We start from the raw sequence: 26,932 nt of genomic DNA on the forward strand, positions 1-26,932 counted from the left end.
TAGGTTCACCATGGCTCAATACGTCTTCACCATGCATCGGCTGGGCAAAGTTGTTCCGCCGAAGCGGGAAATCCTGAAAAACATCTCCCTGTCCTTTTTCCCTGGCGCCAAGATCGGCGTGCTGGGCCTCAACGGCTCGGGTAAGTCCACGCTGCTGAAGATCATGGCTGGCGTCGACACCGAGTTCGAGGGCGAAGCCCGTCCGATGCCGGACCTGAACATCGGCTACCTGCCTCAGGAACCACAGCTGGACCCGGCCAAGACCGTGCGTGAAGTGGTCGAGGAAGCGGTCAGCGTGATCAAGGACGCCCAGGCGCGCCTGGACGAGGTCTACGCCGCCTACGCCGAGCCGGATGCCGACTTCGACAAGCTGGCCGCCGAGCAGGCCAAGCTTGAAGCCATCCTGCAAGCCAGCGACGGCCATAACCTGGAGCGTCAGTTGGAAGTCGCCGCCGACGCCCTGCGCCTGCCGGCCTGGGACGCCAAGGTCGAGCACCTGTCCGGTGGTGAGAAGCGTCGTGTGGCCCTGTGCCGCCTGCTGCTGTCGGCCCCCGACATGCTGCTGCTCGACGAACCGACCAACCACCTGGATGCCGACTCGGTGGCCTGGCTGGAGCACTTCCTGCACGATTTCCCGGGCACCGTGGTCGCGATCACGCACGACCGTTACTTCCTCGACAACGTTGCCGGCTGGATTCTCGAGCTCGACCGCGGCGCCGGTATTCCTTACGAGGGCAACTACTCGGGTTGGCTGGAAGCCAAGTCCGATCGTCTGGCCCAGGAATCCAAGCAGCAGTCGGCCCATGAAAAGGCCATGAAGGAAGAGCTGGAGTGGGTGCGCAAGGGCGCCAAGGCTCGCCAGTCGAAATCCAAGGCTCGTCTGCAACGCTTCGAGGAAATGCAGTCCCAGGAATTCCAGAAGCGCAGCGAAACCAACGAGATCTACATTCCGGCCGGTCCGCGCCTGGGTGACAAGGTCATCGAGTTCAAGAACGTCACCAAGGGCTATGGCGATCGCGTACTGATCGACAACCTGTCGTTCAGCATGCCCAAAGGCGCCATCGTTGGCGTGATCGGTGGTAACGGTGCCGGTAAGTCGACCCTGTTCCGCATGCTCATGGGCAAGGAAACCCCGGATTCGGGCAGCATCGAGATCGGTGAAACCGTGCAGTTGGCCTGTGTCGACCAGAGCCGCGAGGACCTGGACGGCAGCAAGACCGTGTTCCAGCAGATCTCCGACGGTTCCGACCAGATCCGCATCGGCAACTATGAGATCCCGTCGCGTACCTACGTCGGTCGCTTCAACTTCAAGGGCGGCGACCAGCAGAAGTTCGTCAAGGACCTGTCCGGTGGTGAGCGCGGCCGTCTGCACCTGGCGCTGACCCTGAAAGAGGGCGGCAACGTCCTGCTGCTCGACGAACCGTCCAACGACCTCGACGTTGAAACACTGCGCTCCCTGGAAGAAGCCCTGCTGGACTTCCCTGGCGCTGCCATTGTGATCTCCCACGATCGGTGGTTCCTGGACCGGGTGGCCACTCACATCCTGGCGTACGAAGACGACTCCCAAGCCGTGTTCTTCGAAGGCAACTACACCGAGTACGAAGCCGATCGCAAGAAGCGCCTGGGCGAAGCCGCAGCGCAACCGCACCGTGTGCGGCACAAGAAGCTGGCCTGATCGGGTCGCAGCTTGAAAGAAACGGAGCCTTCGGGCTCCGTTTTTTTTGTTCGCTGGCTAGCCGGCGACGGGTTTTCCACGGCTCCCCAAAAACGTGCAACCTCGGCAATTTCTGCCACTAAACCAGTGCACAAAACCCCTGGAAATCGTCGTCATTTATATTTATTGCACCATTTAAATTCAGATCTGCGACATTTTGCGCTGTCACGGTGCGGATTGAATTGATAAAGTCCCGGGCAAATCTCCCCTTAACGACAATAAATTTGCCGAGACTTCCCATGATCGAATCCGTCGAAGATTTCCTCGCCCGCCTGAAAAAGCGCGACCCGGACCAGCCTGAGTTCCATCAGGCGGTGGAAGAAGTACTGCGCAGCCTCTGGCCGTTTCTCGAAGCCAATCCGCACTACCTGAGCTCCGGCATTCTCGAGCGAATCTGCGAGCCGGAGCGCACGGTGGTGTTCCGCGTTTCCTGGGTTGACGATCAGGGCAAGGTCCGCGTCAACCGCGGCTTCCGCATCCAGATGAACAGCGCCATCGGTCCGTACAAGGGCGGTTTGCGCTTCCATCCGTCGGTCAACATGGGCGTGCTGAAGTTTCTCGCTTTCGAGCAGACCTTCAAGAACTCCCTGACGTCCCTGCCGATGGGTGGCGGCAAGGGGGGCTCGGATTTCAACCCCAAGGGCAAGAGCGATGCCGAGGTGATGCGCTTCTGCCAGGCATTCATGAGCGAGTTGTACCGGCATATCGGTGCGGATGTTGACGTCCCGGCCGGGGACATCGGCGTGGGTGCCCGGGAAATCGGTTTCCTCTTTGGCCAGTACAAACGCCTGAGCAACCAGTTCACTTCCGTGCTGACCGGCAAGGGCATCAGCTACGGCGGCAGCCTGATCCGCCCTGAAGCCACCGGTTTTGGCTGCGTGTACTTCGCCGAGGAAATGCTCAAGCGCCGTGGCGATCGGGTCGAAGGCAAGCGCGTGGCAATCTCCGGTTCCGGCAACGTGGCCCAGTACGCAGCCCGCAAGGTCATGGACCTGGGGGGCAAGGTGATTTCCCTGTCCGACTCCGAAGGCACCCTGTACTGCGAGTCTGGCTTGAGCGAAGAACAGTGGCTGGCGGTGCTGGAACTGAAGAACGTGCAGCGTGGCCGGATCAGCGAGCTGGCGGCACGCTTCGGCCTGGAGTTCCGCGCTGGCAAGACCCCGTGGGACCTGCCGTGTGACATCGCGCTGCCCTGCGCGACGCAGAACGAACTGGACGCCGAGGCTGCTCATACCCTGCTGCGCAACGGCTGCACCTGTGTCGCCGAAGGCGCCAACATGCCGACCACTCTGGAGGCTGTGGATATCTTTATCGACGCGGGCATTCTCTTCGCCCCGGGCAAGGCCTCCAACGCGGGTGGCGTGGCGGTGAGCGGGCTGGAGATGTCGCAGAACGCCATGCGCCTGCTGTGGACCGCGGGTGAAGTGGACAGCAAGCTGCACAACATCATGCAGTCGATTCACCACGCCTGTGTGCACTACGGTGAAGAGAACGGCCGGATCAACTACGTGAAGGGCGCGAACATTGCCGGTTTCGTCAAGGTGGCCGACGCCATGCTCGCCCAGGGCGTGGTCTGAGCCGACTCAGGCCGGCTCGATGCGGATGATTTCGATCAACTGATTACCCGCTGGTCGTTGCCACAGAACTTCATCCCCCGGTTGTGCCCCCAGCAGGGCACGACCCAGGGGTGAGGCCCAGTTGATCAGGCCCCTGGCCGCATCCGCTTGATCCTCCCCGACCAATTGCACGCTGTGCTGGCGATCCTGTTCATCGGCGAAAGTCACCCGGCTGCCGATCTGAACCTTGTCGGTTGAAGTGGCTGCCGTTACCACCTGGGCGCTGTGCAGGCGCTGGGTGAAATAACGCAGGTCACGCTCAAGTTCGGCCACACGCTGCTTGTCGGCGGCATCCCCCCGATCATTTTGCTCGGTGTGCTGGCTGTGCAGCAGGGCGACTTTGGCCTGCAATTCGGCAAAGCCCTGGGGCGTGACGTAGTTGGGCTGGGCGCTGATCTGGCGCTCCACCGGTTGCTCGGCCTGGGCGGCGGCCTGATCTTCGTTGACGAAAGCGCGGCTCATGATGTTCTCCTTGAATGGAGGGGTGGACCATGGTTGCAGGCTTTTCAGCCGGGCGGTTGCCTGAAAACGACTTACGGCGAGCGATAGGCCCGGGCGGCGTCACGGTCCTTTTCCTGTCGCCAGGCCCGTTCCCGCTCGTCCCAATGCTGTTCTCGATAGTCGTTGCGCTCCTGATTTTCCAGCATCGCCCGGCATTGGCGGAAACCGTCGTCCCAGCCCTCGGCGTATTGCGGGTCCTTGAGGTAGCGCGGCACGTCCTTGCGAAACTCCCCGCTCATGGACCCCGCCGCCTGGCGTCCACTGACACAACCGGCATCGAAGCCGTCGGCAAAGGCCGGCGGATAGCCTTGCTTGAGCAAATACTCGTGGTTCGACTCACAACCACCGATCAGGGCCAGCGCCAGCAATGCCCAAGCGTAACGCCACATCGAGGAACTCCCAGACTTCACATGCGTGAAGTCTAGAAGGGCGATTGTCGGTGACGCGTGAAAACCTTGTCGCTAGCAGCTTGACCCTCACAGCTGCCGTTAATAGTGATACCACTTGAGTTCGAGCATGACCTCGTTGACCGGGGTCGCCAGTTGGCTGAACTCCCGTTGCGCGCTCAGCCGCAGGCCCAGGTTGCGCGACAGTTCCCACTGCTGGTTGAGGCTCAGGCTGCGGCGCACTTCGCCATTGGTGAAGTAGTCGCCCTTGGCTTCGACACTGAAGTTGCCCAGCGGATTTTTCCACAGCAGCCCGGAGTTGAAGCCCGCAGCCGGAGCGATGAAACCGGCAAAGTCGGCGTTGTGCTCGACGCGCACCGTACCCAGGACAAAGCCCAGGGTGTCCTCGCCCAGCTGCCAGGTGCCACCGGCCCCGCCGTTGACGTGGCTGACCAGGGTTTCATCGTCGTGCTTGCCCGGCACCCGTTCGAGGCCGCCGGTGACCTGCCAGGACCAGGGGTGCAGCAGCTCGTTGCGCGGGGTCAGGGAGCGGATGGTGGCCAGGTCCAGCTGTTGCAACTGCCAGTGATTGCCTTCGTACTGGCGCAGCTTCATCTGCAGGATCTCGATCTGCGCCCCCAGGGGGAAACCTTCGGCGTTGTCGTTCAGGTCGTGGTAGGCCATGCGCAGGCCGTATTCGGCGAAGGCCTTGTCATCCCGGGTGCCGACCCCCAGTTGCCAGGTACGCGACTGGTGGCCGTCCTCCGGCAGGCCGGGCTGCTGGATCTGCAGCTCGGGCGCCGGGTTCTGGTTGATCGCCCGCAGCAGTTCGAAGCTGCGTTGCGAGCGCTCCGGATCTCGCTCCTGGCCGTTGGCCCGGTAGCGTTCAAGGCGGTAGGCGGCGTCCACGATCAGCGCCTGGCGATCCCGTGGCAGGGCCTTGAACGCCGGGGCCTGCAGTTGCTTCTGGTCGGCGCTGACCTTGAGTACCCATTGCTGTTCTTCCGGGTCCAGGGGCTGGGCACGATTGAGCAGCTCCCGCTCCCGGGACGGGCGATAGTCGATCCGCTCCACCAGTCCGGCATCCTTGACCGCCTTGACCGTGTCGGTGGGAATCGCCGTCAGCGGGAATTGCTCGGTCAGGCGCAGGCCGGGGCGGGCCACTTGCAGCAGCTCCAGCAAGCGGTAGGAGCAGTTTTCATCGAAGAAAAAGTAGTCGAACTTGATCTGCTTGAGTTCCCAGACGTGTTCCACCATGCGTTCGGTTTCAACCTGGGTCAGGTTCAGGCGGTACTCCCACAGGTCGCGGTTTTCCAGGCTGCGGTATTCCGAGAGCTTCTCCTGGTAGGGCACCAGGGCGAACAGCCCGGGGTAGCCCCCCATCAGGCCCTTCCAGGCATAGAGGATGCTGTTGTCCGAGCCTTCGATGTAGGCGCCGAAGTTGATCGCGTAGCTGAGCAGGGCGGTGTGGTTGCTTTGCACGTCGGCCTGGTCGATGCGCAGCAGGGTGTGGCCGAACATCGACGACGGGCTGTTCAGGTAGGCGGCGGGGAAGATCATCACCGTGCTGTGGGGGGATACATCCTTGAACCACTGGGTGAATTCGGCGCAGTCCACCCGCGGCAAATCGTTCAGGCCCAGTTGTGCCTTGAGCCAGCGGGTGCGGGACGGGTAGACGCACTGGGCATGCCGGTCACCCGCGCCGGCCGGGGCGTAGAGGGCTTTCAGGGTCGCGGCCAGCTCGGCATCGGGGTGATGGGCGCCGTCCGCCGCCAGGAAGAACTTCGGGTCGCTGACGTAACTGCGCCAGCCACCGAGCTTGGCGGTCTCGTAATGACCGATGGAAATCCAGAAGGGGTCGTTGGCCAGTTGCTGCAAACGTTGAGGGTCGATCTGGGGCGCGGCATACAGCGGGGCGCAGACACAGAGCGCCAGGTAGGCAAGGCGTTTGAGCATGGTGGGCAACTTAAGTCGGAAATACAAAGGCCCAAGGTGGGCAAGGTCCGGAAAACAAAACCCGCTCCTCACGAGGAGCGGGCGGGGTCGAGCTTAAGCGGGGGTTGCGTATTTGGCCAGGCGAGCGTCGTTCTTCAGCACGGCCAGGGTATTGGTGTGCACGTCTTCGGCGGTCACGTCAGCCTTGCTGAAAATCTGCTGGAAGTGTTCGTGGGTGACCGCGGCAAAGTGCGCGCGATCTTCTGGGGCCACACCGAGTACCACGGCGTAGGTAGTCAGGGCTTCGCCTTGACCCTTGGCCATGTCTTCGGAGAGCTCGTTCATCATCCCGTTCATGGCGAACCAGGACTTGCCGCCGTAGGTCAGCGCGGAATTGGTCGAGCAGCCGTTGGTACCGGAGGTCATGCCGAACGTGGCGTTACCGGAGGTGCCGTTGGTGGTGGAGGCGAGGAAGTGCGCCGGAGTGCCGCGCTGCCCTTCGAACAGCATGTTGCCCCAGCCGCAGTCCGGGCCGCCTGGCGCCTGGGCCATGGCGTTGAGGGATACGGCGGTGAAAAGAGTACCGAGAAGAATCCGTTTCATAGCGTTGTTCTCTTTGTGTGCATACCAATGGACAGGGAGACTGGCCCTTGGGGGCGCCAGTGGGCCGGTTATCTATCCAGCCGCGCAGTTTGGAGTTTAGGCAGGTTCCTTGGGTTCCGTAATTTTTTACAAAACAATGCCTGCAACAGCCGGTTTTACTTGGCCCGGGCCCTGGCCTGCGGCTTGTCTATGCTTTCCCCTGAGCCGCGCCTTGCCAGCCGGGCATACCCGGCGCCAGAATGCCGCCATCTGCCCCGCCTGATGTAAGGAAGCCCGATGCCTGATCCTGTTGCTGCCAGCCTGCGTCTTGCGCCTGAAGCGCTGACCCGCCCTTTCTCTGCTGAACAGTTCAGCTTCTCCACCACCAATGATCTGGAGCCCTTCCGCGGTGTGCTTGGCCAGGAGCGTGCGGTCGAAGCCTTGCAGTTCGGCGTGGCCATGCCGCGCCCCGGTTACAACGTATTTGTCATGGGCGAGCCGGGCACTGGTCGCTTCTCCTTCGTCAAACGCTACCTGAAGGCCGAAGGCAAACGCCTGCAGACCCCGTCGGACTGGGTCTATGTGAACAACTTCGACGAGCCCCGGGAACCCCGGGCGCTGGAGCTGCCGGCCGGTGCCGCGGGCAGCTTCATCAGCGACATCAACGGCTTGATCGACAACCTGCTGGCAACCTTTCCGGCGGTCTTCGAACACCCTTCCTACCAGCAGAAGAAGAGCGCCATCGACCGCGCCTTCAACCAGCGTTACGACCGTGCCCTGGACGTGATCGAGCGCCTGGCCCTGGAAAAGGACGTGGCGCTGTACCGCGACAGCAGCAATATCGCCTTCACCCCGATGTTCGAAGGCAAGGCCCTGGACGAAGCCGAGTTCGCCCAGCTGCCCGAGGCTGATCGCGAGCGTTTCCACGAGGACATCTCTGCCCTGGAAGAACGCCTCAACGAAGAACTGGCGAGCCTGCCGCAATGGAAGCGTGAGTCGAGCAACCAGTTGCGCCAGCTCAATGAAGAAACCATCACCCTGGCCCTGCAACCCTTGCTCGCGCCGCTGTCCGAAAAATACGCGGAAAATGCCGCAGTCTGCGGTTATCTGCAGGCCATGCAGGTCTATTTGCTGAAGACCGTGGTCGAGCAACTGGTGGACGACAGCAAGACCGACGCGGTGGCGCGCAAGCTGCTGGAAGAGCAGTACTGCCCGAGCCTGGTGGTCGGTCACCCGGCCAGCGGCGGTGCTCCGGTGGTGTTCGAGCCGCACCCGACCTACGACAACCTGTTCGGGCGCATCGAGTACAGCACTGACCAGGGCGCGCTCTACACCACTTACCGGCAATTGCGCCCCGGAGCCTTGCACCGGGCCAACGGCGGCTTCCTGATCCTGGAAGCCGAGAAGATGCTCAGCGAACCCTTTGTCTGGGATGCCCTCAAGCGCGCCCTGCAATCGCGCAAGCTGAAGATGGAGTCGCCGCTGGGCGAGATGGGCCGCCTGGCCACGGTCACCCTGACGCCGCAGATGATCCCGCTGCAGGTCAAGGTGGTCATCATCGGTGCCCGCCAGCTGTATTACACGCTGCAGGACCTGGATCCGGACTTCCAAGAGATGTTCCGGGTACTGGTGGACTTCGACGAAGACATTCCGATGGTGGACGAAAGCCTGGAGCAGTTCGCCCAGTTGCTGAAAACCCGTACTTCGGAAGAAGGCATGGCGCCGTTGACCGCCGATGCGGTGGCGCGGCTGGCCACCTACAGCGCGCGGCTGGCAGAGCACCAGGGGCGTTTGTCGGCGCGGATTGGCGACCTGTTCCAACTGGTCAGCGAAGCCGACTTTATCCGCCACCTGGCCTCGGATGAAATGACCGACGCCGGCCACATCGAACGTGCACTCAAGGCCAAGGCCACGCGCACCGGGCGGGTTTCGGCGCGGATTCTCGACGACATGCTGGCCGGCATCATCCTCATCGACACCGACGGTGCCGCCGTGGGCAAGTGCAACGGCCTGACGGTACTGGAGGTAGGCGACTCGGCCTTTGGCGTGCCTGCGCGAATTTCGGCCACGGTCTATCCCGGTGGCAGCGGCATTGTCGACATTGAGCGAGAGGTCAATCTCGGTCAGCCGATCCACTCCAAGGGGGTGATGATCCTTACCGGGTACCTGGGCAGCCGTTATGCCCAGGAATTCCCCCTGGCGATTTCCGCGAGCATCGCTCTGGAACAGTCCTACGGCTATGTGGACGGTGACAGCGCTTCGCTGGGCGAGGCCTGCACGCTGATTTCGGCGCTGTCGAAGACTCCGCTCAAGCAGTGTTTTGCCATTACCGGTTCGATCAACCAGTTCGGCGAAGTGCAGGCTGTCGGTGGGGTCAACGAGAAGATCGAAGGCTTCTTCCGTCTGTGTGAAGCCCGTGGCCTGACCGGGGAGCAGGGGGCAATCATTCCCCAGGCCAACGTCGCCACTCTGATGCTCGACGAGAGGGTCTTGCAGGCAGTACGCGCCGGGCAGTTCCATGTCTATGCCGTGCGTCAGGCCGATGAGGCCCTGAGCCTGCTGGTGGGTGAGCCGGCCGGTGAACCGGATGCCGAAGGGCAGTTCCCCGAGGGCAGCGTCAATGCGCGAGTGGTGGAGCGGCTGCGGGTGATTGCCGAGATGATCAGCGAAGAGGACCTGAAAGAAGCGGAGAAGGAGATGGCCCAGGAAGCACTGGCCGACACCAAGCCGGCGTGATGCCTCGCGATGGCGAGGGCGTTGTCCCTCGCCATCGACGCCAGAGCGCTGGCGCCAATTTTTCAAAATAGACCATTCGGCGCCTGTTGGATGGGGCAACTTTGTTTATCAGGCTTTTCTTCTATTCTCAGGGCAAGGAGAACGACAGTCGTCGCTGGATCGAAACAGTCTTCTGTTGAAGGCTGAATAGTAGTTCTACCGAGGGTCGCCGCCATGTCGCGCAACCTTTGCCTCACTCGCCAATGCCTTGGCCTGGTCACCCGTATCGAATGCATTGTCCGCCCTTTGTCGGGGGACAACGGTATGTGGACCCTTCTCTTCGCCGCCGGAATGGCCGGCGAACAACCTTCAGCGATCAAGTCCCAAGGTCCGTTTTGCGGCCCGGTGGTGGCGGAGTCGATCCTCGATTCGATTGTTGAAAGCCTGACCACCCACGGCTACCAGCTGGCTGACGATCCGCAGATCTGGTGCCTGCATTTACAGGCCCAGTTGCGGCAGATCAACGGTGAGCGGGGGCGCAATGCTGGCGATTTCCAGTTCCGCCCCGAACAGTGAAGCCTAAGGCTGTGTCGGTTCGGCCTTTTCGAGTTTGACCTCGAAGCCATATTCGACGGGGTTGAGTTCGCTGCGCTGGTAGCTTTCCAGTTGGCTGGGTTGGCCGTAGAAGTAATGCACATCGAACAGCGCAGGGCCGTTGTTCGCGCTGCCATGGCTGACGGCGAGAATCTCTTTCAGGTACTGACCGCTGTCGTCCTTGGCGTAGAAGCGCCAGGCGTCTGAGGGAAAGAGTTTCTGGTCGACGATCAAGGCATTGCCCTTGAGCTCCAGGCCTTTGGGCAGCTGTTGGGCGCTGATGGTCTTTTTCTCGATGCTGGCCAGAAACAGCGGAATCGATCCGACCGCATAGGCCGGGGTTTCCGGAAATAGGTTCAGGTCGTAGGTGATGACGCCGCGCATGGGATCGATTTCGAAGGCTTCGTCCGGCAGTTCAATGGGTTCGCCGCGTTGCCCCTTGTCGTTCTGGGTAAAGAAGGTCAGCGGTGTGTCGCCGGTATTGAACTCCGAGCCCAGCAGTTCGTCATTGAACGTCCTTGGGTGGCTGAATTCGATGCGTGCCGCGCTGGCATCTTCCACTGACTGGCTGATGGTCACGGATTTTTTCAATGACTCTTCATCAAGCTCCGCGCCCTTGAGGTAGCTGGCGGCCTGGTCGTCATAGACCACCACGGGCATCGGCAGCGGCTGGATGGTCTTGTCGGTGGTCTGCCGGTCGAAGCGGTGCACCGGCAGGTCGAGGTCCTTGCGGGTCACGCTGGCCTGGGCAAAGTCGAGTACGGCAACCTCCAGCTTGTCGATCTGGCCATTGAAATACACCTTGGCGTAATGCTTGGTGTGCGCCTGGTCGAAGGCGTTCTGCTCATCCTCAAGTTGCTTCTCGAAGGCGTCGCTCCAGCTCTTCTGTTGTTGCATCTCGGCCAGTTGCTGCCGATAAAAGGCAATCTGCTGTGCGCTCTCGTTGATTGAGCCGGAGCGGGAAAGAATTTGCCCGCTGCTGTCGCGAGCCTGCGCCAGCAAGGGGTTGAGGGAGGCGTCGTTGGCTGCTTCAGGCAGCGTAGCGCTGTTGTTCAGTTCGATTTCGGCAGCGTTCTTCTCCAGTGCCAGCAAGGTCAGGGTGATGTTGCCGTCCTGGCGCGGTTTACCGATGTCAGCCCGAGTCAGTTCGAAATTCAGTGTGCGACCGGGGGCAATCACTTCCAGCTTGCCCTGCAGCGATACCGGTTGTGGCTGATTCTTGTTGTCCACTTCCAGGCCCTCGATAAAGGGGTAGCTCACGGTCAGGTCGTCCGGGTTGGTCAGGTTGGAGCTGGAAGGGCTGAGTTGAATTCCTGGGTCGGTTTCCGACCATTCTGGTTGGAAAGCGATGACTTTCTTGTTGCTCAGGGTGACGGACTGCCACTCCAGGCCATGGGGAAAGGGGAACTGCGCGGGCATGTTGAAACTGAAGGGGAACACCGGCTGCAGGTCGGTCAGGTAGTCGGAGTTCGAGGGTTTGCGCACCACGAACAGGCCATTGACGTAGGTGTCCACCAGGGCTTGTGTGCTGGGGTAGTGCTTGAGCAAGGCCAGGTTGTCGTCGCCGTATTCGGTTTCGATCGGCTTGCTGTCGAGTTTGATCTGCGCCCGCTCCAGAAGCAGCAGCGACCCGCCGAGGTCGGCGATGGCCTCTCTGAGTTTCGGGTCCTGGATGGCGTCCAGGGATTTTTCAAACTGTGCGGCTCTCTCTTCGAGGCTGGCCTGTTTCTTTTCTTCGCTGGGCGAGCAGCCGCTGCAGATCAGCAGCGTCAGACCAAGGCCGAGGCAGGCCAAAGGCAATCGCAAATCCATTTTCCAGTCTTCCTGTCCAATGTCGGTGAGCGGTGGCAACGGCTTCGACACTAGCAGAAAACCTGCCCGGAAAAACCCGTGAGTCAGGGGAATGTCTGTGGTTTATGGGCTTTTGGCGCGCTGATATACTCGCCGCCGTTTTTACACCGGGTGCGAGATTCAATGGAACGTTTTATCGAAAATGCTATGTATGCCTCACGCTGGCTGCTGGCGCCGATTTACTTCGGTTTGTCCCTGGGCTTGTTGGCGTTGGCATTGAAGTTCTTCCAGGAAGTCTTCCACGTCATTCCCAATGTGTTCTCCATGGCCGAGTCCGACCTGATCCTGGTTCTGTTGTCGCTGATCGACATGGCGCTGGTGGGTGGCCTGCTGGTGATGGTGATGATCTCCGGCTACGAAAACTTCGTGTCGCAACTGGACATCGATGAGGACAAGGAGAAGCTCAGCTGGCTGGGCAAGATGGACTCTTCGTCGTTGAAGATGAAAGTCGCGGCGTCCATTGTTGCGATCTCCTCGATCCATCTGCTGCGGGTGTTCATGGATGCCAAGAACACTCCCACCGAGTACCTGCTGTGGTACGTGGTGATCCACATGACCTTCGTGATCTCGGCGTTTGCCATGGGTTACCTGGACAAGCTGACCAAGCACTGAGCCAGCGTGTGAGCCCATTCCATGCCGCCCGCCCGTTGCGAAACGGACGGGCGGCGTCGTTTGTGGCTTGTGCTTTTTCCGGCTGGGGCATATCCCTGTAGAGGTCATGCTTTCAATTGCACGAGGTGCACTCATGAACCTGCAGGAAATGAATGCCTACGCCATTGCCGGTAAGGTCGACGAGTTGAACCTGATTTCGCTGGAAGGCGGGATCTACCTGCTTGAGGCGCGCATGCACGGAGCGGCGTATCCGTTGAGCGATGCCCATGGGCAGATGTTTCACTTGCGCTCGGTGGAGCATGCCCGGGAAGTCTTGCAGTCTTTTCCCAAGCTGCCGTTCAATTTGATTCACACCTCGGTGCATGACGAGATGTGCGGTTTGTCCGCCAGCGCTGAAGAAAGCCTGAAGGTGCCGATCAGCCTGCACTCCTCCTGGTAGTGCCGGGGCGGCGCTGATTATCGCGGAACATCTGTGCTAGTCTGCTCGCCCTTTTGGTTCCGGGCGCTCCGGAAGGCCCTGTGTTTGCACGGCCTTTCCCGAGCCGTCCGCACAGCGGAGCAGTGTCATGTCCGAAGTAAATCTGTCCACCGACGAAACTCGCGTCAGCTACGGTATTGGCCGTCAGCTGGGCGACCAACTGCGTGACAATCCTCCACCAGGCGTGAGCCTGGACGCGATCCTGGCTGGCCTGACCGACGCTTTCGCCGGCAAGCCAAGCCGCGTTGGCCAGGAAGAAATGTCCGCCAGCTTCAAAGTCATCCGCGAAATCATGCAGGCTGAAGCGGCTGCCAAAGCCGAAGCGGCTGCAGGTGCCGGCCTGGCATTCCTGGCGGAAAACGCCAAGCGCGAAGGCATCACCACGCTGGCTTCCGGTCTGCAATTTGAAGTGCTGACCCAGGGCGAGGGTGCCAAGCCATCCCGTGAAGACAGCGTGCGCACTCACTACCACGGCACCCTGATCGACGGCACTGTGTTCGACAGCTCCTACGAGCGTGGCCAACCTGCCGAGTTCCCGGTAGGTGGCGTGATCGCCGGTTGGACCGAAGCACTGCAACTGATGAACGCCGGTAGCAAATGGCGCCTGTACGTGCCGAGCGAACTGGCTTATGGCGCACAAGGCGTGGGCAGCATCCCGCCGCACAGCGTCCTGGTGTTCGACGTCGAGTTGCTGGACGTTCTGTAACCCCCGTAGGAGCCAGCTTGCTGGCGATGACGGCAGCGCACTCGCAGTCTGTTCATCGCCGGCAAGCGTGGCCCCTTGTCGGCTTTGCTTTCATAGACGGATTTTCGCGCCCAGGCCCTGGCCATCGGCGCCGGTCGGCCGCAAGGCTCTGGCATAGCAGAACAAAAACAGGTTGCGCACCAATTCCTTGAGTACCAGCGGTTCGCTGGAGCTCAAGCCATTCAGGTCCAGATCTCCCTGGTCCTGCAGCTCGCTCAGGGCTTCTTCTTCCAGTACCGCACAGACTTCCCCGGTTTCCCGATGCAGGATTCGCAGGTAAGGGTGTGGGCGGTCCAGCCAAGCATCAATCAAATAAGTCATGGTCGTCATCTCCTTGAATGGGGTTCAATGAGAATAATTCTTATTCAATGAATAGCAAGTGCCTATTGGCGGTTTCTGCTTTTTTCTGTGCGGAAATTGTTTTCGATCAAATCGACTGGCTTTTTGCCGGCAAGTGCTCGGGCTGATCGGGCAGGGAGGGAATTGGGTGGGGGAACCCTCTCGCGACGGGCGCGAGAGGGGGCTGAATCAGACCTTGCGGACGAACTCCGACTTGAGTTTCATCGGGCCGATACCGTCGATCTTGCAGTCGATGTCGTGGTCGCCATCGCACAGGCGGATGTTTTTGACCTTGGTGCCGACCTTGACCACCAGCGAGGTGCCCTTGACCTTGAGGTCCTTGATCACGGTGATGGTGTCGCCGTCCTGCAGTACGTTGCCCACCGAATCTTTCTTCACGGCTTCATCGGATACGGCTTCGGCTTCGCCGCTGGCGGACCACTCGTGGGCGCACTCAGGGCAGATCAGCTGGGTGCCGTCCTCGTAGGTGTATTCGGAATTGCATTTTGGGCAGGGTGGCAAAGTGCTCACTTAAGCTCCTCAAAGTCAGGATGGCTAAAAAGCGCACATTGTATAGGGTTTTGTCGGGGAGAGGGCGGTGGGGCGCTTCACTGGCGAGCCGGCTCCTACGGGTGAGTAGGAGCCGGGGCTGTTTAGTGCGTGCGGGCGACAGCGAATTCGCTCAGTTCCACCAGGGCGTCGCGGTACTCGCTGGGCGGAAGGGCTTCCAGGCAAGTGATGGCGCGAGCGACATAGTCGCGTGCCAGTTGTGCGGTGTAGTCCAGGGAACCCGAGGCCTCGACGGCGGCACGGATGCTTTCCAGATCTTCGATCCCGCCTTTCTGGATGGCCTGGCGAACCAGGGCCGCCTGCTCTGGGGTGCCTTCGCGCATGGTGTAGATCAGCGGCAGCGTCGGTTTGCCTTCCGCCAGGTCGTCACCGACGTTCTTGCCCAGCGTCTCGGCATCGCCGCGGTAGTCCAGCAGGTCATCGACCAGTTGGAAGGCCACGCCCAGGTGGTCACCAAAGGTGCGCAGGGCTTCTGCCTGTTCCGCGGTGGCGCCCGCCAGGGCTGCAGCGCTGTGGGTCGAGGCTTCGAAGAGCATCGCGGTCTTGCCGCGGATGACCTCCATGTAGGTTTCTTCGGTGGTGCTGGCGTCACGCACCTTGGACAGCTGCAGGACTTCGCCTTCGGCGATGATCCGCGTGGCCTGGGACAGGATGCGCATCACTGGCATCGAGCCCAGCTCGACCATCATTTCGAACGAGCGCGAGTACAGGAAGTCGCCCACCAGTACGCTGGGTGCGTTGCCCCACATAGCGTTGGCGGTGGAACGGCCACGGCGCATGCCGGACATGTCGACCACGTCGTCGTGCAGCAAGGTGGCGGTGTGCAGGAACTCGATGGTGGCGGCCAGCAGGCGCAGGTCATCGCCTTCGCGGCCCAGGGCCTTGCCACACAACAGCACCAATAAAGGACGCAGGCGCTTGCCTCCGGCCGAGGTGATGTAATCGCCGATTTTCGAAACCAGCGGAACTCGGGAAGTCAGCTGTTTCTTGATGATGCCGTCGACGGCGCTAAAATCGTCCGCCACCGCGCGGTAGAAAGCTTGGGGTTGCATCAGCGACAGGTGCTCCAGAAGGGTTGCGCGGCATGCTAGGACCCGCGTCCGTGGGTGTCAAGGCGCGGTCCCGGGCGGTTAGAGCCCCGATGGGCTGTAATTTGTCAGGGTAAAACACTGGGGTATAGTCACCCGCTGTCATTAAAGCCTGGTTTCAGGAGGCTTCAGTTGTTGGCCGCAGGGTCCTCTGCGCTACCTGGCGCTGCCTGAGCGGCACTTGCAAGGCCATTGAGCCTTGCGTACAATCGCGCACCCTGAACTTCCTGGGCAGCACCTGCCTTACGCAATTGCACTTGGGCCGTTCCAGCCCCATGCAGCCATGCCAGCCAATACCTCTTCTTATAAAGAGCTGGGTGAGCAGGATTATCGGAGAAATACCATGTACGCAGTAATCGTTACCGGCGGTAAGCAATACAAGGTCGCTGAAGGTGAATACCTGAAGATCGAAAAACTGGAAGTCGCTACTGGCGAATCCGTGACTTTTGACCGCGTTCTGTTGGTCGCCAACGGCGACGACGTGAACATCGGCGCACCTGTTGTTGCTGGCGCAACCGTCAAGGCTGAAGTGATCTCCCAAGGTCGTCACGATAAAGTCCGCATCATCAAGTTCCGTCGCCGTAAGCACCACATGAAGCGTATGGGCCACCGCCAGTGGTTCACCGAGATCAAAATCACCGGTATTCAGGCTTAATTTCAGCCTAATTCCTCACTAGGAGAATTGAACTCATGGCACACAAAAAAGCTGGTGGTAGTACCCGTAACGGTCGCGACTCAGAAGCCAAACGCCTTGGCGTGAAGATGTATGGCGGCCAGGTCATCAAGGCCGGCAACATCATCGTGCGTCAGCGCGGCACCCAATTCCACGCTGGCTACGGCGTTGGCATGGGTAAAGATCACACCCTCTTCGCGAAAATCGAAGGCGTGATCAAGTTTGAAGTAAAAGGCGCCTTCGGTCGTCGTTACGTGAGCGTCGTCGCAGCTTAATTGCGCGATCGCTGGAAAAGCCCTGTCTCGCGACGGGGCTTTTTCGTTTGTGGGATGAGTCTCTTGCAAAACTGTTTGTACGAGCTGCCAGCGTTGGATGTTTCGGTCGTTGATTGAGGTCGCTGCGCTCATTTTTGCAAGAGTCTTATGTCTTAGTGCTTTTCAGCTCGCCCGTGTGGCGAGAGGCGTTTGAACATGAAGTTTGTTGATGAAGTATCGATTCGAGTAAAAGCTGGCGACGGCGGCAATGGCTGCATGAGTTTCCGTCGGGAAAAATTCATCGAGAACGGTGGTCCCAACGGCGGTGATGGTGGTGACGGTGGCTCGATCTATATGGTCGCCGACGAGAACCTCAATACCCTGGTGGACTACCGTTACACCCGGCACTTCGATGCCGAGCGCGGTTCCAACGGTGGCAGCACCGACTGCACCGGCAAGAAGGGTGAAGACCTGGAGCTGCGGGTTCCGGTTGGAACCACGATCATCGATGCTGGTACTCAGGAAGTGATTGGCGACCTGACCAAGGCGGGCCAGCGGCTGATGGTGGTGCAGGGCGGCTGGCACGGTCTGGGTAACACTCGTTTCAAGTCCAGTACCAACCGTGCGCCGCGCCAGACCACTCCGGGTAAGCCGGGTGAGCAGCGCGATCTCAAGCTGGAGCTGAAAGTGCTGGCGGACGTTGGTCTGCTGGGCTTGCCGAATGCCGGCAAAAGTACCTTTATCCGTTCGGTTTCCGCGGCCAAGCCCAAGGTTGCTGATTACCCGTTCACCACGCTGGTGCCGAACCTGGGGGTGGTCAGCGTCGATCGCTGGAAGAGCTTTGTGATTGCCGACATTCCGGGGCTGATCGAAGGTGCTTCCGATGGTGCTGGCCTGGGGATTCGCTTCCTCAAGCACTTGGCGCGCACGCGTATCCTGCTGCACCTGGTGGACATGGCTCCGCTGGATGAAAGCAGCCCTGCGGATGCGGCGGAAGTGATCGTCAACGAGCTGGTCAAGTTCAGTCCATCCCTGGCTGAGCGCGAGCGCTGGCTGGTGCTGAACAAGAGCGACCAGATTCTCGAGGAAGAGCACGAGGAGCGGGTCAAGGAGATCGTTGATCGTCTGGAGTGGACGGGGCCGGTGTATGTGATTTCGGCTATCTCCAAGGATGGCACCGAGCGCCTGAGTCGCGACATCATGCGCTACCTGGAAGATCGTGCCGATCGCCTGGCGGCCGACCCGGCATATGCTGACGAGCTGGCCGAGCTGGATCAGCGCATCGAAGACGAGGCGCGTGCTCAGTTGCAGGCGCTGGATGATCAGCGTGCGCTGCGTCGTAGTGGTGTGAAGAGCGTCCATGACATCGGCGACGATGACTGGGATGAAGAGGATGTGGATGACGAGGATGGTCCGGAAATCATCTACGTTCGCGACTGATCCTGTCCTGGTGGGCTGGCCCGCGAAGACGGTTTATCTGGTCTGGCGCGGTGTTATCATCGCTGCCAGCCAGCTCCCAAGGCGCCGCTCATTCGAGCGGCGTTTTGGTGTCTGCAAGGTGTAAATACGAATAACCCCATGAGTGGCGCTCGGTCGCGCCGCTCGCTGGCAAAGGTTGAATGAGATGCGGAGCAAGGTGACGGGTGCGCAACGCTGGGTCGTGAAGATCGGCAGCGCGCTGCTGACGGCGGATGGCAAAGGGCTGGATCGCGCTGCAATGGGCGTGTGGGTCGAGCAGATGGTGGCCTTGCATGAGGCTGGCGTCGAGTTGGTGCTGGTTTCCTCTGGCGCGGTGGCGGCCGGCATGAGTCGCCTGGGCTGGACTGCACGACCGAGTGCAATGCATGAGCTGCAGGCTGCCGCGGCCATTGGTCAGATGGGGCTGGTGCAGGCCTGGGAGTCGAGCTTTGCTGAGCATGGCCGGCACACTGCGCAGATTCTCCTGACTCATGACGACTTGTCCGATCGCAAGCGTTACCTGAATGCCCGTAGTACCTTGCGCGCGCTGGTGGAGCTCAAGGTAATTCCGGTGATCAATGAGAATGACACCGTGGTGACCGACGAGATCCGCTTTGGCGACAACGACACCCTGGCGGCGTTGGTGGCCAACCTGGTGGAAGCTGATCTGCTGGTGATTCTTACCGATCGTGACGGCATGTTCGATGCTGACCCGCGCAACAATCCCGATGCCCAGTTGATCTACGAGGCGCGGGCCGATGATCCGGCGCTGGATGCGGTGGCGGGTGGTACGGGTGGTGCGCTGGGGCGTGGCGGTATGCAGACCAAGCTGCGCGCGGCGCGGCTGGCGGCGCGTTCCGGGGCGCACACAGTCATTGTGGGTGGTCGTCTGGAGCGGGTGCTGGATCGCCTCAAGGCTGGCGAGCGCATCGGTACTTTGCTGTCGCCGGAGCGCGGCATGCTTGCGGCGCGCAAGCAGTGGCTGGCGGGGCATCTGCAGACCCGTGGCACCTTGGTGCTGGATGAAGGGGCTGTATCGGCACTGTCCCAGGGCAACAAGAGCCTGTTGCCGGTGGGGGTCAAGCAGGTTCAGGGTGGCTTCCGGCGTGGCGAGATGGTGGTTTGCGTGGCTCCGGATGGGCGTGAGATCGCCCGAGGCCTGGCCAACTACAGTGCGCTTGAGGCGCAGAAGATCATTGGTCAGCCATCGGATGCGATTGTTGGTGTGCTGGGTTACATGGCGGAGCCGGAGCTGGTGCACCGCGATAACCTGATTCTGGTGTAAGTGGCGTAAGGAAAAAGCGAATGCGCGTAGCAAAAGGATTATTGGGCTTGCTCTTGGCGATGCCGTTCATGGCGTCGGCGGAAGAGATTGGTCAGGTGTCCACGGTGTTCAAGTTCGTTGGGCCGAATGATCGGATCGTGGTCGAGGCCTTCGATGATCCCAAGGTTGATGGTGTGACGTGCTACCTGTCGCGAGCCAAGACCGGAGGGCTCAAGGGTGGTCTGGGGCTGGCGGAGGATCGTGCCGAGGCGTCCATCGCCTGTCGCCAGGTAGGGTCTATCGCCTTCAAGGGTGAGCTCAAGGATGGCGAGGAGGTGTTCAAGGAGCGTACTTCGCTGGTGTTCAAGACCATGCAGGTGGTGCGTTTCCTGGACAAGAAGCGCAATACCTTGGTGTATCTGGTCTACAGCGATCGCCTGATCGAGGGCAGTCCGCAGAATGCCGTGACGGCAATCCCGATCCTGCCCTGGCCGCACCAGTAGCGGATTGTCTCCTGATGGGCTGGCTCCAGTTGATGGTGGGGCTGGCTTGTCAGGTGGGTAAATCGCAGGCAATAAAAAACCGACCCTTGGGTCGGTTTTTTAACAAGCGTGTCGCTTAGGCTGCAGCAGCAAGGTTCAGAGCCTTGATGTGGCCATTCAGACGACCTTTATGGCGAGCGGCCTTGTTCTTGTGGATGATGCCTTTATCGGCCATGCGGTCGATAACTGGCACAGCCAGAACATAAGCAGCTTGCGCTTTTTCAGCGTCTTTTGCGTCGATGGCTTTAACCACATTCTTGATGTAGGTACGAACCATGGAACGCAGGCTGGCGTTGTGGCTGCGACGCTTCTCAGCCTGTTTTGCACGTTTTTTGGCGGAAGGTGAGTTGGCCACCGTCGAGCTCCTCGAAAGACTTTTTGGGAAATAGCAAACAAAATAGGCCGCGAATCATGCCGATGAGTTGAAGTCTTGTCAAGGGCAGGTGATGCGTTCCGCTGAGTGGTCGATCTGAAGAGGCGGGATATTTATTTCCGGCGCTTGACCTGTAAACTCGCGAGCTTTGGCTCTGTGCTGTTGCGGCGCGGAGTATCGCATAAGTGGGTGTCTTTTCGCCTGCTGTTTATCTACAAGGCGCAAAACCTTTTCATGAACCTGCTCAAGTCGTTGGCTGCCGTCAGCTCTATCACGATGCTTTCCCGGGTACTGGGGTTTGTGCGTGACACCATCATTGCGCGCACATTTGGCGCCGGGATGGCCACCGATGCCTTCTTCATCGCCTTCAAACTGCCCAACCTGTTGCGGCGAATCTTCGCCGAGGGAGCCTTCTCCCAGGCGTTCGTGCCGATCCTGGCGGAATACAAAAGCCAGCAGGGGGAAGAGGCCACTCGTACTTTCATTGCCTATGTTTCGGGCTTGCTGACCCTGGTCCTGGCGCTGGTGACGGCCCTGGGCATCATTGCCGCACCCTGGGTGATCTGGGCTACTGCCCCGGGCTTTGTCGACTCTCCGGAAAAGTTCGCCCTGACCTCCGATCTGCTGCGGGTCACCTTTCCTTATATATTGCTGATCTCGCTGTCATCCCTGGCGGGGGCGATCCTCAACACTTGGAACCGCTTCTCGGTGCCGGCCTTTGTGCCGACCCTGCTCAACGTCAGCATGATCATCTTCGCGGTGTTCCTGACCCCGTACTTTGATCCGCCGGTAATGGCCCTGGGCTGGGCGGTACTGGCCGGCGGCCTGGCGCAGTTGCTCTATCAGCTGCCGCACCTGAAGAAGATCGGCATGTTGGTGCTGCCGCGTCTGAACCTACGAGATACCGGGGTCTGGCGGGTGATGAAGCAGATGCTGCCGGCGATTCTCGGGGTCTCCGTGAGCCAGATCTCGTTGATCATCAACACCATCTTCGCCTCCTTCCTGGTGGCCGGATCGGTGTCCTGGATGTATTACGCCGACCGCTTGATGGAGCTGCCTTCCGGGGTGCTGGGCGTGGCCCTGGGTACCATCCTGCTGCCGACCCTGGCCAAGACCTATGCCAGCCAGGACCGTCATGAGTATTCGCGCATTCTCGATTGGGGCCTGCGCCTGTGTTTCATTCTGGTGCTGCCGTGCTCCCTGGCCCTGGGGATCCTCGCCGAGCCGCTGACCGTGTCGCTGTTCCAGTACGGCGAATTCAGCGCTTTCGACGCGTCCATGACCCAGCGGGCACTGGTGGCTTATGCGGTGGGTTTGCTGGGGATCATTGTGATCAAGGTGCTAGCGCCGGGCTTCTATGCACAGCAGAACATCCGCACCCCGGTGAAAATCGCCATCTTCACGCTGGTTGTCACCCAGTTGCTCAACCTGGCCTTTATCGGCCCGTTGAAGCACGCAGGCCTTGCCCTGGCGATCAGCGCCGGGGCTTGTATCAACGCAGGCCTGCTGTTCTATCAACTGCGCAAGCAGCAGATGTTCCAGCCGCAGCCTGGCTGGGGGCGCTTTACCTTGAAACTGCTGTTGGCCGTGGCGGTCATGTCCGCGGTATTGCTGGGGCTGATGCATTTCATGCCGGCCTGGGATCAAGGTCACATGCTCCAGCGTTTTCTGCGCCTGGGCGTGCTGGTAGTGGCTGGGGTGGTGGCGTATTTCGGCATGTTGGCCCTGCTGGGCTTCCGTTTGCGCCACTTCAATCGCAAGGCCTTGAACTGACGGCTGTTTAGTCGTCAGGGCGGGGCAGACATCGGTTTTGTCGGTTCAACCACATTGGCGTACGGTGCTGCCTGTCGTCGGCCGCCGGGTGTGGTTATAATCGACCACTTTATGAGCAAGAAGCGCGTTATGCAGCTGGTTCGAGGCCTCCACAATCTGCGCCCCCAGCATCGGGGCTGCGTCGCCACTATTGGCAACTTTGACGGTGTTCACCGTGGCCACCAGGCTATCCTGGGCCGGCTGCGTGAACGTGCGCTCGAGTTGGGCGTGCCCAGCTGCGTGGTGATATTCGAGCCCCAGCCGCGGGAGTTCTTTGCTCCCGAGACCGCTCCGGCCCGCCTGGCTCGCTTGCGTGACAAGCTGCAACTGCTGGCCCAAGCCGGTGTCGACCGGGTGTTGTGCCTGGCCTTCAACCAGCGCTTGAGCAAGCTCAGCGCCAGCGAGTTCGTCGAGCGAATTCTGGTGGACGGTCTGGGGGTGCAACACCTGGAAGTGGGGGATGACTTCCGCTTCGGCTGCGACCGGGTTGGCGATTTCGACTTCCTGCAGCAGGCCGGCGCGACCCACGGTTTTACCGTCGAGGCCGCGCAGACCGTCGAGCTTGATGGCTTGCGCGTCAGCAGCACCCAGGTCCGCAATGCCCTGGCCGCCGCCGATTTCGAGTTGGCCGAGCGTCTGCTCGGGCGCCCGTATCGGATTGCCGGGCGGGTGTTGCACGGCCAGAAACTGGCGCGCCAGTTGGGCACGCCGACTGCCAACGTGCAATTGAAGCGTCGTCGCGTGCCGCTCTCCGGGGTGTACCTGGTGAGCGTCGAAATCGACGGCGAGACCCGGCCCGGCGTCGCCAATATCGGCGTGCGGCCCACGGTTGCAGGTGATGGCAAGGCCCACCTGGAAGTTCATCTTTTAGATTTTGCCGGCGATCTGTATGACCGGCGTTTGACGGTGGTTTTCCACCACAAGCTGCGTGAAGAGCAGCGTTTCGCCTCCCTGGAGGCGTTGAAGACGGCGATCAATGCGGATGTTGCCGCCGCCCGTGCCCAAGTGGCACGTATCCATAGCGCCAATCGCTAATGAAGAGCCTTAAATGACCGACTATAAAGCCACGTTAAACCTTCCGGACACCGCCTTCCCAATGAAGGCCGGCCTGCCTCAGCGCGAACCACAGATTCTGCAGCGTTGGGACAGCATTGGCCTGTACGGAAAGTTGCGCGAGATTGGCAAGGATCGTCCCAAGTTCGTCCTGCACGACGGTCCTCCCTATGCCAACGGCTCGATTCACATCGGTCATGCGGTCAACAAGATTCTCAAGGACATGATCATCCGCTCGAAAACCCTGGCGGGTTTCGACGCACCTTATGTTCCGGGCTGGGACTGCCACGGCCTGCCGATCGAGCACAAGGTCGAGGTGACCCACGGCAAGAACCTGTCCTCGGACCAGACCCGCGAGCTGTGCCGCGCCTACGCCTCCGAGCAGATCGAAGGGCAGAAGGCCGAGTTCATCCGCCTGGGCGTGCTGGGTGACTGGGCCAACCCTTACAAGACCATGAACTTCGCCAACGAGGCTGGCGAGATCCGTGCCCTGGCGGAAATGGTCAAGGGTGGTTTCGTGTTCAAGGGCCTGAAGCCGGTGAACTGGTGCTTCGACTGCGGCTCGGCCCTGGCCGAAGCGGAAGTCGAGTATCAGGACAAGAAGTCCGCCACCATCGACGTGGCCTTCCCGATTGCCGACGAAGCCAAGCTGGCTGGCGCTTTTGGCCTGGCCAAGCTGGCCAAGCCCGCTGCCATCGTGATCTGGACCACCACCCCGTGGACCATCCCGGCCAACCAGGCGCTGAACGTCCATCCGGAATTCAACTACGCCCTGGTGGATGCCGGCGAGCGCCTGCTGGTGCTGGCCGAAGAACTGGTTGAGTCCTGCCTGGCTCGCTACAACCTGGAAGGCTCGGTGATTGCCACCGCCCCGGGTTCGGCCCTGGAACTGATCAATTTCCGTCATCCGTTCTACGATCGCCTGTCGCCGGTGTACCTGGCCGAATACGTGGAGCTGGGCGCTGGCACCGGTGTGGTTCACTCGTCCCCGGCCTACGGTGAAGACGACTTCGTGACCTGCAAGCGCTACGGCATGGTCAACGACGACATCCTCAATCCGGTACAGAGCAACGGCGTCTACGCGCCATCGCTGGAGTTCTTCGGCGGCCAGTTCATCTGGAAGGCCAACCCGGCCATTGTCGACAAGCTGAGCGAAGTCGGTGCGCTGCTGCACACCGAAACCATCAGCCACAGCTACATGCACTGCTGGCGCCACAAGACGCCGCTGATCTATCGCGCCACCGCGCAATGGTTCGTCGGCATGGACAAGCAGCCGGAAGCCGGCGACACCCTGCGCCAGCGTGCCCTGCAAGCCATCGAAGACACCCAGTTCGTACCGGCCTGGGGCCAGGCGCGCCTGCATTCGATGATCGCCAACCGTCCGGACTGGTGCATCTCCCGCCAGCGCAACTGGGGCGTGCCAATCCCGTTCTTCCTGAACAAGGAAAGCGGCGAGCTGCACCCGCGCACCGTCGAGTTGATGGAAGAAGTGGCCAAGCGCGTTGAACAGCAAGGCATCGAAGCCTGGTTCAAGATGGACGCCGCTGAACTGCTGGGCGACGAAGCTGCCCAGTACGACAAGATCAGCGACACCCTGGACGTCTGGTTCGATTCCGGCACCACCCACTGGCACGTGCTGCGCGGTTCGCACCCTATGGGGCACGAAAGCGGTCCGCGAGCCGACCTGTACCTGGAAGGCTCCGACCAGCACCGCGGCTGGTTCCACTCGTCGCTGCTCACCGGCTGCGCCATCGATGGCAATGCGCCGTATCGCGAACTGCTGACTCACGGTTTCACCGTGGACGAGAACGGTCGCAAGATGTCCAAGTCCCTGGGCAACGTGATCGCACCGCAGAAGGTCAACGACACCCTGGGCGCCGACATCATGCGCCTGTGGGTTTCGGCCACCGACTACTCTGGCGAGATGGCGGTTTCCGACCAGATCCTGCAGCGCAGCGCCGACGCCTACCGGCGTATCCGTAACACCGCGCGCTTCCTGCTCTCCAACCTCAGCGGCTTCAACCCGGCCACCGATCTGTTGCCGGCTGAAGACATGCTGGCCCTGGACCGTTGGGCCGTGGACCGTACCCTGCTGCTGCAGCGCGAGCTGGAACTGCACTACGGCGAATACCGCTTCTGGAACGTCTACTCCAAGGTGCACAACTTCTGCGTACAGGAGCTGGGCGGCTTCTATCTGGACATCATCAAGGACCGCCAGTACACCACTGGCGCCAACAGCCAGGCCCGGCGCTCCTGCCAGACCGCGCTGTACCACATCTCCGAAGCGCTGGTGCGCTGGATCGCGCCGATCCTGGCCTTCACCGCCGACGAGCTGTGGCAATACCTGCCGGGCGAGCGCAACGAATCGGTGATGCTCAACACCTGGTACGAAGGCCTCAGCGAGCTGCCGGAAGGCTTCGAGCTGGACCGTGCCTACTGGGAGCGGATCATGGCGGTCAAGGTCGCGGTCAACAAGGAACTGGAGAACCAGCGCGCGGCGAAAGCCGTGGGTGGCAACCTGCAGGCCGAAGTGACCCTGTACGCCGAGGATTCACTGTCGGCCGACCTGGCCAAGCTGAGCAACGAGCTGCGCTTCGTGCTGATCACCTCCACTGCCAGTGTCGCGCCGTTGGCGCAGGCCCCGGCGGACGCGGTGGCGACCGAAGTCAGCGGCCTCAAGCTGAAAGTGGTCAAGTCGAGCTTCGTCAAGTGCGCCCGTTGCTGGCACTGCCGCGAAGACGTCGGCGTGCACCCCGAGCACCCGGAAATCTGCGGTCGTTGCGTGGACAACATCAGCGGCGCAGGCGAGGTCCGTCACTATGCCTAATGCCGCAGGCCGTTTCGGCCGTCTGGGCTGGCTGTGGTTGAGCGTGCTGGTCCTGGTCATCGACCAGGTCAGCAAGCTGCACTTCGAAAGTTCGCTGAGCATGTACCAGCAGATCGTGGTGATCCCGGACTACTTCAGCTGGACCCTGGCCTACAACACCGGCGCAGCCTTCAGCTTCCTCGCGGACAGCTCCGGCTGGCAGCGCTGGCTGTTTGCCCTGATCGCGATCGTGGTCAGCTCAGTGCTGGTGGTCTGGCTCAAGCGCCTGGGGCGCAATGAAACCTGGCTGGCCATCGCCCTGGCGCTGGTGCTGGGTGGAGCTCTGGGTAACCTGTATGACCGCATCGCCCTGGGTCATGTGATCGATTTCATCCTGGTGCACTGGCAGAACCGCTGGTACTTCCCGGCATTCAACTTCGCCGACAGCGCCATTACCGTCGGCGCGGTGATGCTGGCCCTGGATATGTTCAAGAGCAAGAAAACCGGAGAAGCCGTTCATGACTGAACAGGTATTGGCTGAACAACGCATCGGTCAGAACACGGAAGTCACTTTGCACTTCGCATTGCGCCTGGAGAACGGCGACACCGTGGACAGCACGTTCGACAAGGCCCCGGCGACCTTCAAGGTCGGCGATGGCAACCTGCTACCGGGGTTCGAGGCGGCGCTGTTCGGCTTCAAGGCCGGTGACAAGCGCAACCTGACGATCGAGCCGGAAAACGCCTTTGGCCAGCCCAATCCGCAGAACGTGCAGGTCATCCCGCGCTCGCAGTTCCAGGACATGGAATTGTCGGAAGGCTTGCTGGTGATCTTCAATGACGCGGCCAATACCGAGCTGCCCGGTGTGGTCAAAGCCTTCGATGACGCCCAAGTCACCGTCGACTTCAACCACCCGCTGGCTGGCAAGACCTTGACCTTTGATGTCGAGATCATCGACGTCAAAGCGCTTTAA

26 protein-coding genes are annotated in these 26,932 nt (G+C 60.9%); 17 read left to right on the forward strand and 9 right to left on the reverse strand.

Translation table 11 applies throughout. The annotated features are described in order from the left end of the window. Nucleotides 1-10: 10 nt before the first annotated feature. Nucleotides 11-1,675 carry an energy-dependent translational throttle protein EttA gene (ettA, locus tag LXM55_RS22785; protein WP_011063569.1) on the forward strand — a complete coding sequence of 555 codons (1,665 nt, stop codon included), beginning with the start codon at nt 11-13 and terminating at the stop codon, nt 1,673-1,675. 278 nt (nt 1,676-1,953) lie between these two features. Beyond that, a complete protein-coding gene (gdhA, locus tag LXM55_RS22790) occupies nt 1,954-3,291 on the forward strand; it encodes an NADP-specific glutamate dehydrogenase (RefSeq protein ID WP_233322433.1) in 1,338 nt (445 codons plus the stop codon). A gap of 6 nt (nt 3,292-3,297) precedes the next feature. Here the strand turns inward: gdhA and LXM55_RS22795 are convergent, their stop codons facing one another. The 4 genes from LXM55_RS22795 to LXM55_RS22810 all read right to left on the reverse strand — a co-directional run bounded on the left by LXM55_RS22795 (nt 3,298) and on the right by LXM55_RS22810 (nt 6,755). Continuing rightward, the gene (locus LXM55_RS22795) at nt 3,298-3,792 is read right to left on the reverse strand and encodes a GreA/GreB family elongation factor (protein ID WP_233322434.1); all 495 of its coding nucleotides are present in this window, start codon (nt 3,790-3,792) and stop codon (nt 3,298-3,300) included. A gap of 71 nt (nt 3,793-3,863) precedes the next feature. Further along, nucleotides 3,864-4,220, reverse strand: coding sequence for a hypothetical protein (locus LXM55_RS22800; protein WP_233322435.1), 357 nt, complete (start codon nt 4,218-4,220; stop codon nt 3,864-3,866). 99 nt (nt 4,221-4,319) lie between these two features. After that, complete coding sequence (locus LXM55_RS22805; RefSeq protein ID WP_233322436.1) at nt 4,320-6,173, reverse strand: Lnb N-terminal periplasmic domain-containing protein; 1,854 nt, start codon at nt 6,171-6,173, stop codon at nt 4,320-4,322. 93 nt (nt 6,174-6,266) lie between these two features. Beyond that, complete coding sequence (locus LXM55_RS22810) at nt 6,267-6,755, reverse strand: DUF3015 domain-containing protein (protein WP_233322437.1); 489 nt, start codon at nt 6,753-6,755, stop codon at nt 6,267-6,269. Nucleotides 6,756-7,031: 276 nt separating this feature from the next. Here LXM55_RS22810 and LXM55_RS22815 point away from each other — a divergent pair, with 276 nt between their 5' ends. After that, nucleotides 7,032-9,470, forward strand: a complete 2,439-nt coding sequence (locus LXM55_RS22815) for a Lon protease family protein (protein WP_233322438.1) — start codon at nt 7,032-7,034, stop codon at nt 9,468-9,470. Between the two features lie 213 nt (nt 9,471-9,683). Further along, nucleotides 9,684-10,025 (forward strand): PA4575 family protein, encoded by a 342-nt coding sequence (locus LXM55_RS22820; protein WP_233322439.1) that lies wholly within the window; start codon nt 9,684-9,686, stop codon nt 10,023-10,025. A gap of 3 nt (nt 10,026-10,028) precedes the next feature. Here LXM55_RS22820 and LXM55_RS22825 read toward each other — a convergent pair whose 3' ends face one another. Further along, nucleotides 10,029-11,855 (reverse strand): hypothetical protein, encoded by a 1,827-nt coding sequence (locus tag LXM55_RS22825; RefSeq protein WP_233322440.1) that lies wholly within the window; start codon nt 11,853-11,855, stop codon nt 10,029-10,031. 162 nt (nt 11,856-12,017) lie between these two features. Between LXM55_RS22825 and LXM55_RS22830 the strand changes: the two genes are divergently transcribed. The 3 genes from LXM55_RS22830 (at nt 12,018) to LXM55_RS22840 (ending at nt 13,690) form a co-directional block, all read left to right on the forward strand. Continuing rightward, the gene (locus LXM55_RS22830; RefSeq protein ID WP_015637095.1) at nt 12,018-12,506 is read left to right on the forward strand and encodes a TIGR00645 family protein; all 489 of its coding nucleotides are present in this window, start codon (nt 12,018-12,020) and stop codon (nt 12,504-12,506) included. 133 nt (nt 12,507-12,639) lie between these two features. Further along, nucleotides 12,640-12,945 (forward strand): DUF6482 family protein, encoded by a 306-nt coding sequence (locus LXM55_RS22835; RefSeq protein WP_233322441.1) that lies wholly within the window; start codon nt 12,640-12,642, stop codon nt 12,943-12,945. A 127-nt stretch (nt 12,946-13,072) separates the two neighbouring features. After that, nucleotides 13,073-13,690 (forward strand): FKBP-type peptidyl-prolyl cis-trans isomerase, encoded by a 618-nt coding sequence (locus tag LXM55_RS22840; RefSeq protein WP_007924751.1) that lies wholly within the window; start codon nt 13,073-13,075, stop codon nt 13,688-13,690. Nucleotides 13,691-13,780: 90 nt separating this feature from the next. Here LXM55_RS22840 and LXM55_RS22845 read toward each other — a convergent pair whose 3' ends face one another. The 3 genes from LXM55_RS22845 to LXM55_RS22855 form a co-directional block, all read right to left on the reverse strand. Beyond that, complete coding sequence (locus LXM55_RS22845) at nt 13,781-14,050, reverse strand: PA4570 family protein (protein ID WP_233322442.1); 270 nt, start codon at nt 14,048-14,050, stop codon at nt 13,781-13,783. A 207-nt stretch (nt 14,051-14,257) separates the two neighbouring features. After that, nucleotides 14,258-14,599, reverse strand: coding sequence for a zinc ribbon domain-containing protein YjdM (locus tag LXM55_RS22850; protein ID WP_011063557.1), 342 nt, complete (start codon nt 14,597-14,599; stop codon nt 14,258-14,260). A 122-nt stretch (nt 14,600-14,721) separates the two neighbouring features. Next, entirely contained in the window at nt 14,722-15,690 is a 969-nt protein-coding gene (locus LXM55_RS22855; RefSeq protein ID WP_123724469.1) for a polyprenyl synthetase family protein, read from the reverse strand. Nucleotides 15,691-16,069: 379 nt separating this feature from the next. On the opposite strand from LXM55_RS22855, the gene rplU reads away from it, so the two are divergent. The 5 genes from rplU (at nt 16,070) to LXM55_RS22880 (ending at nt 19,878) form a co-directional block, all read left to right on the forward strand. After that, entirely contained in the window at nt 16,070-16,381 is a 312-nt protein-coding gene (rplU, locus tag LXM55_RS22860) for a 50S ribosomal protein L21 (protein ID WP_003228361.1), read from the forward strand. 35 nt (nt 16,382-16,416) lie between these two features. Continuing rightward, complete coding sequence (gene rpmA, locus LXM55_RS22865; protein ID WP_003228360.1) at nt 16,417-16,674, forward strand: 50S ribosomal protein L27; 258 nt, start codon at nt 16,417-16,419, stop codon at nt 16,672-16,674. Between the two features lie 195 nt (nt 16,675-16,869). Further along, the gene (cgtA, locus tag LXM55_RS22870; protein ID WP_123724470.1) at nt 16,870-18,093 is read left to right on the forward strand and encodes an Obg family GTPase CgtA; all 1,224 of its coding nucleotides are present in this window, start codon (nt 16,870-16,872) and stop codon (nt 18,091-18,093) included. 184 nt (nt 18,094-18,277) lie between these two features. Then, nucleotides 18,278-19,396 (forward strand): glutamate 5-kinase, encoded by a 1,119-nt coding sequence (proB, locus tag LXM55_RS22875; protein ID WP_233322443.1) that lies wholly within the window; start codon nt 18,278-18,280, stop codon nt 19,394-19,396. Nucleotides 19,397-19,416: 20 nt separating this feature from the next. Continuing rightward, entirely contained in the window at nt 19,417-19,878 is a 462-nt protein-coding gene (locus LXM55_RS22880; RefSeq protein ID WP_233322444.1) for a CreA family protein, read from the forward strand. A 115-nt stretch (nt 19,879-19,993) separates the two neighbouring features. Here the strand turns inward: LXM55_RS22880 and rpsT are convergent, their stop codons facing one another. After that, nucleotides 19,994-20,272 carry a 30S ribosomal protein S20 gene (rpsT, locus tag LXM55_RS22885; protein WP_007924739.1) on the reverse strand — a complete coding sequence of 93 codons (279 nt, stop codon included), beginning with the start codon at nt 20,270-20,272 and terminating at the stop codon, nt 19,994-19,996. Between the two features lie 252 nt (nt 20,273-20,524). Between rpsT and murJ the strand changes: the two genes are divergently transcribed. The 5 genes from murJ (at nt 20,525) to fkpB (ending at nt 26,932) form a co-directional block, all read left to right on the forward strand. After that, on the forward strand, nt 20,525-22,063 hold the full coding sequence (gene murJ, locus LXM55_RS22890) for a murein biosynthesis integral membrane protein MurJ (protein ID WP_233322445.1): 1,539 nt from the start codon (nt 20,525-20,527) through the stop codon (nt 22,061-22,063). A 129-nt stretch (nt 22,064-22,192) separates the two neighbouring features. Continuing rightward, entirely contained in the window at nt 22,193-23,137 is a 945-nt protein-coding gene (ribF, locus tag LXM55_RS22895; protein ID WP_233322446.1) for a bifunctional riboflavin kinase/FAD synthetase, read from the forward strand. A 13-nt stretch (nt 23,138-23,150) separates the two neighbouring features. Further along, nucleotides 23,151-25,982 (forward strand): isoleucine--tRNA ligase, encoded by a 2,832-nt coding sequence (ileS, locus tag LXM55_RS22900; RefSeq protein WP_233322447.1) that lies wholly within the window; start codon nt 23,151-23,153, stop codon nt 25,980-25,982. Continuing rightward, complete coding sequence (lspA, locus tag LXM55_RS22905) at nt 25,975-26,487, forward strand: signal peptidase II (protein ID WP_233322448.1); 513 nt, start codon at nt 25,975-25,977, stop codon at nt 26,485-26,487. The genes ileS and lspA overlap by 8 nt, the downstream gene beginning before the upstream one ends. 7 nt (nt 26,488-26,494) lie before the next feature. Next, nucleotides 26,495-26,932 (forward strand): FKBP-type peptidyl-prolyl cis-trans isomerase, encoded by a 438-nt coding sequence (fkpB, locus tag LXM55_RS22910; protein WP_233322522.1) that lies wholly within the window; start codon nt 26,495-26,497, stop codon nt 26,930-26,932.

This window comes from Pseudomonas sp. Au-Pse12 (assembly GCF_021341665.1).
Classification (GTDB): Bacteria; Pseudomonadota; Gammaproteobacteria; order Pseudomonadales; family Pseudomonadaceae; genus Aquipseudomonas.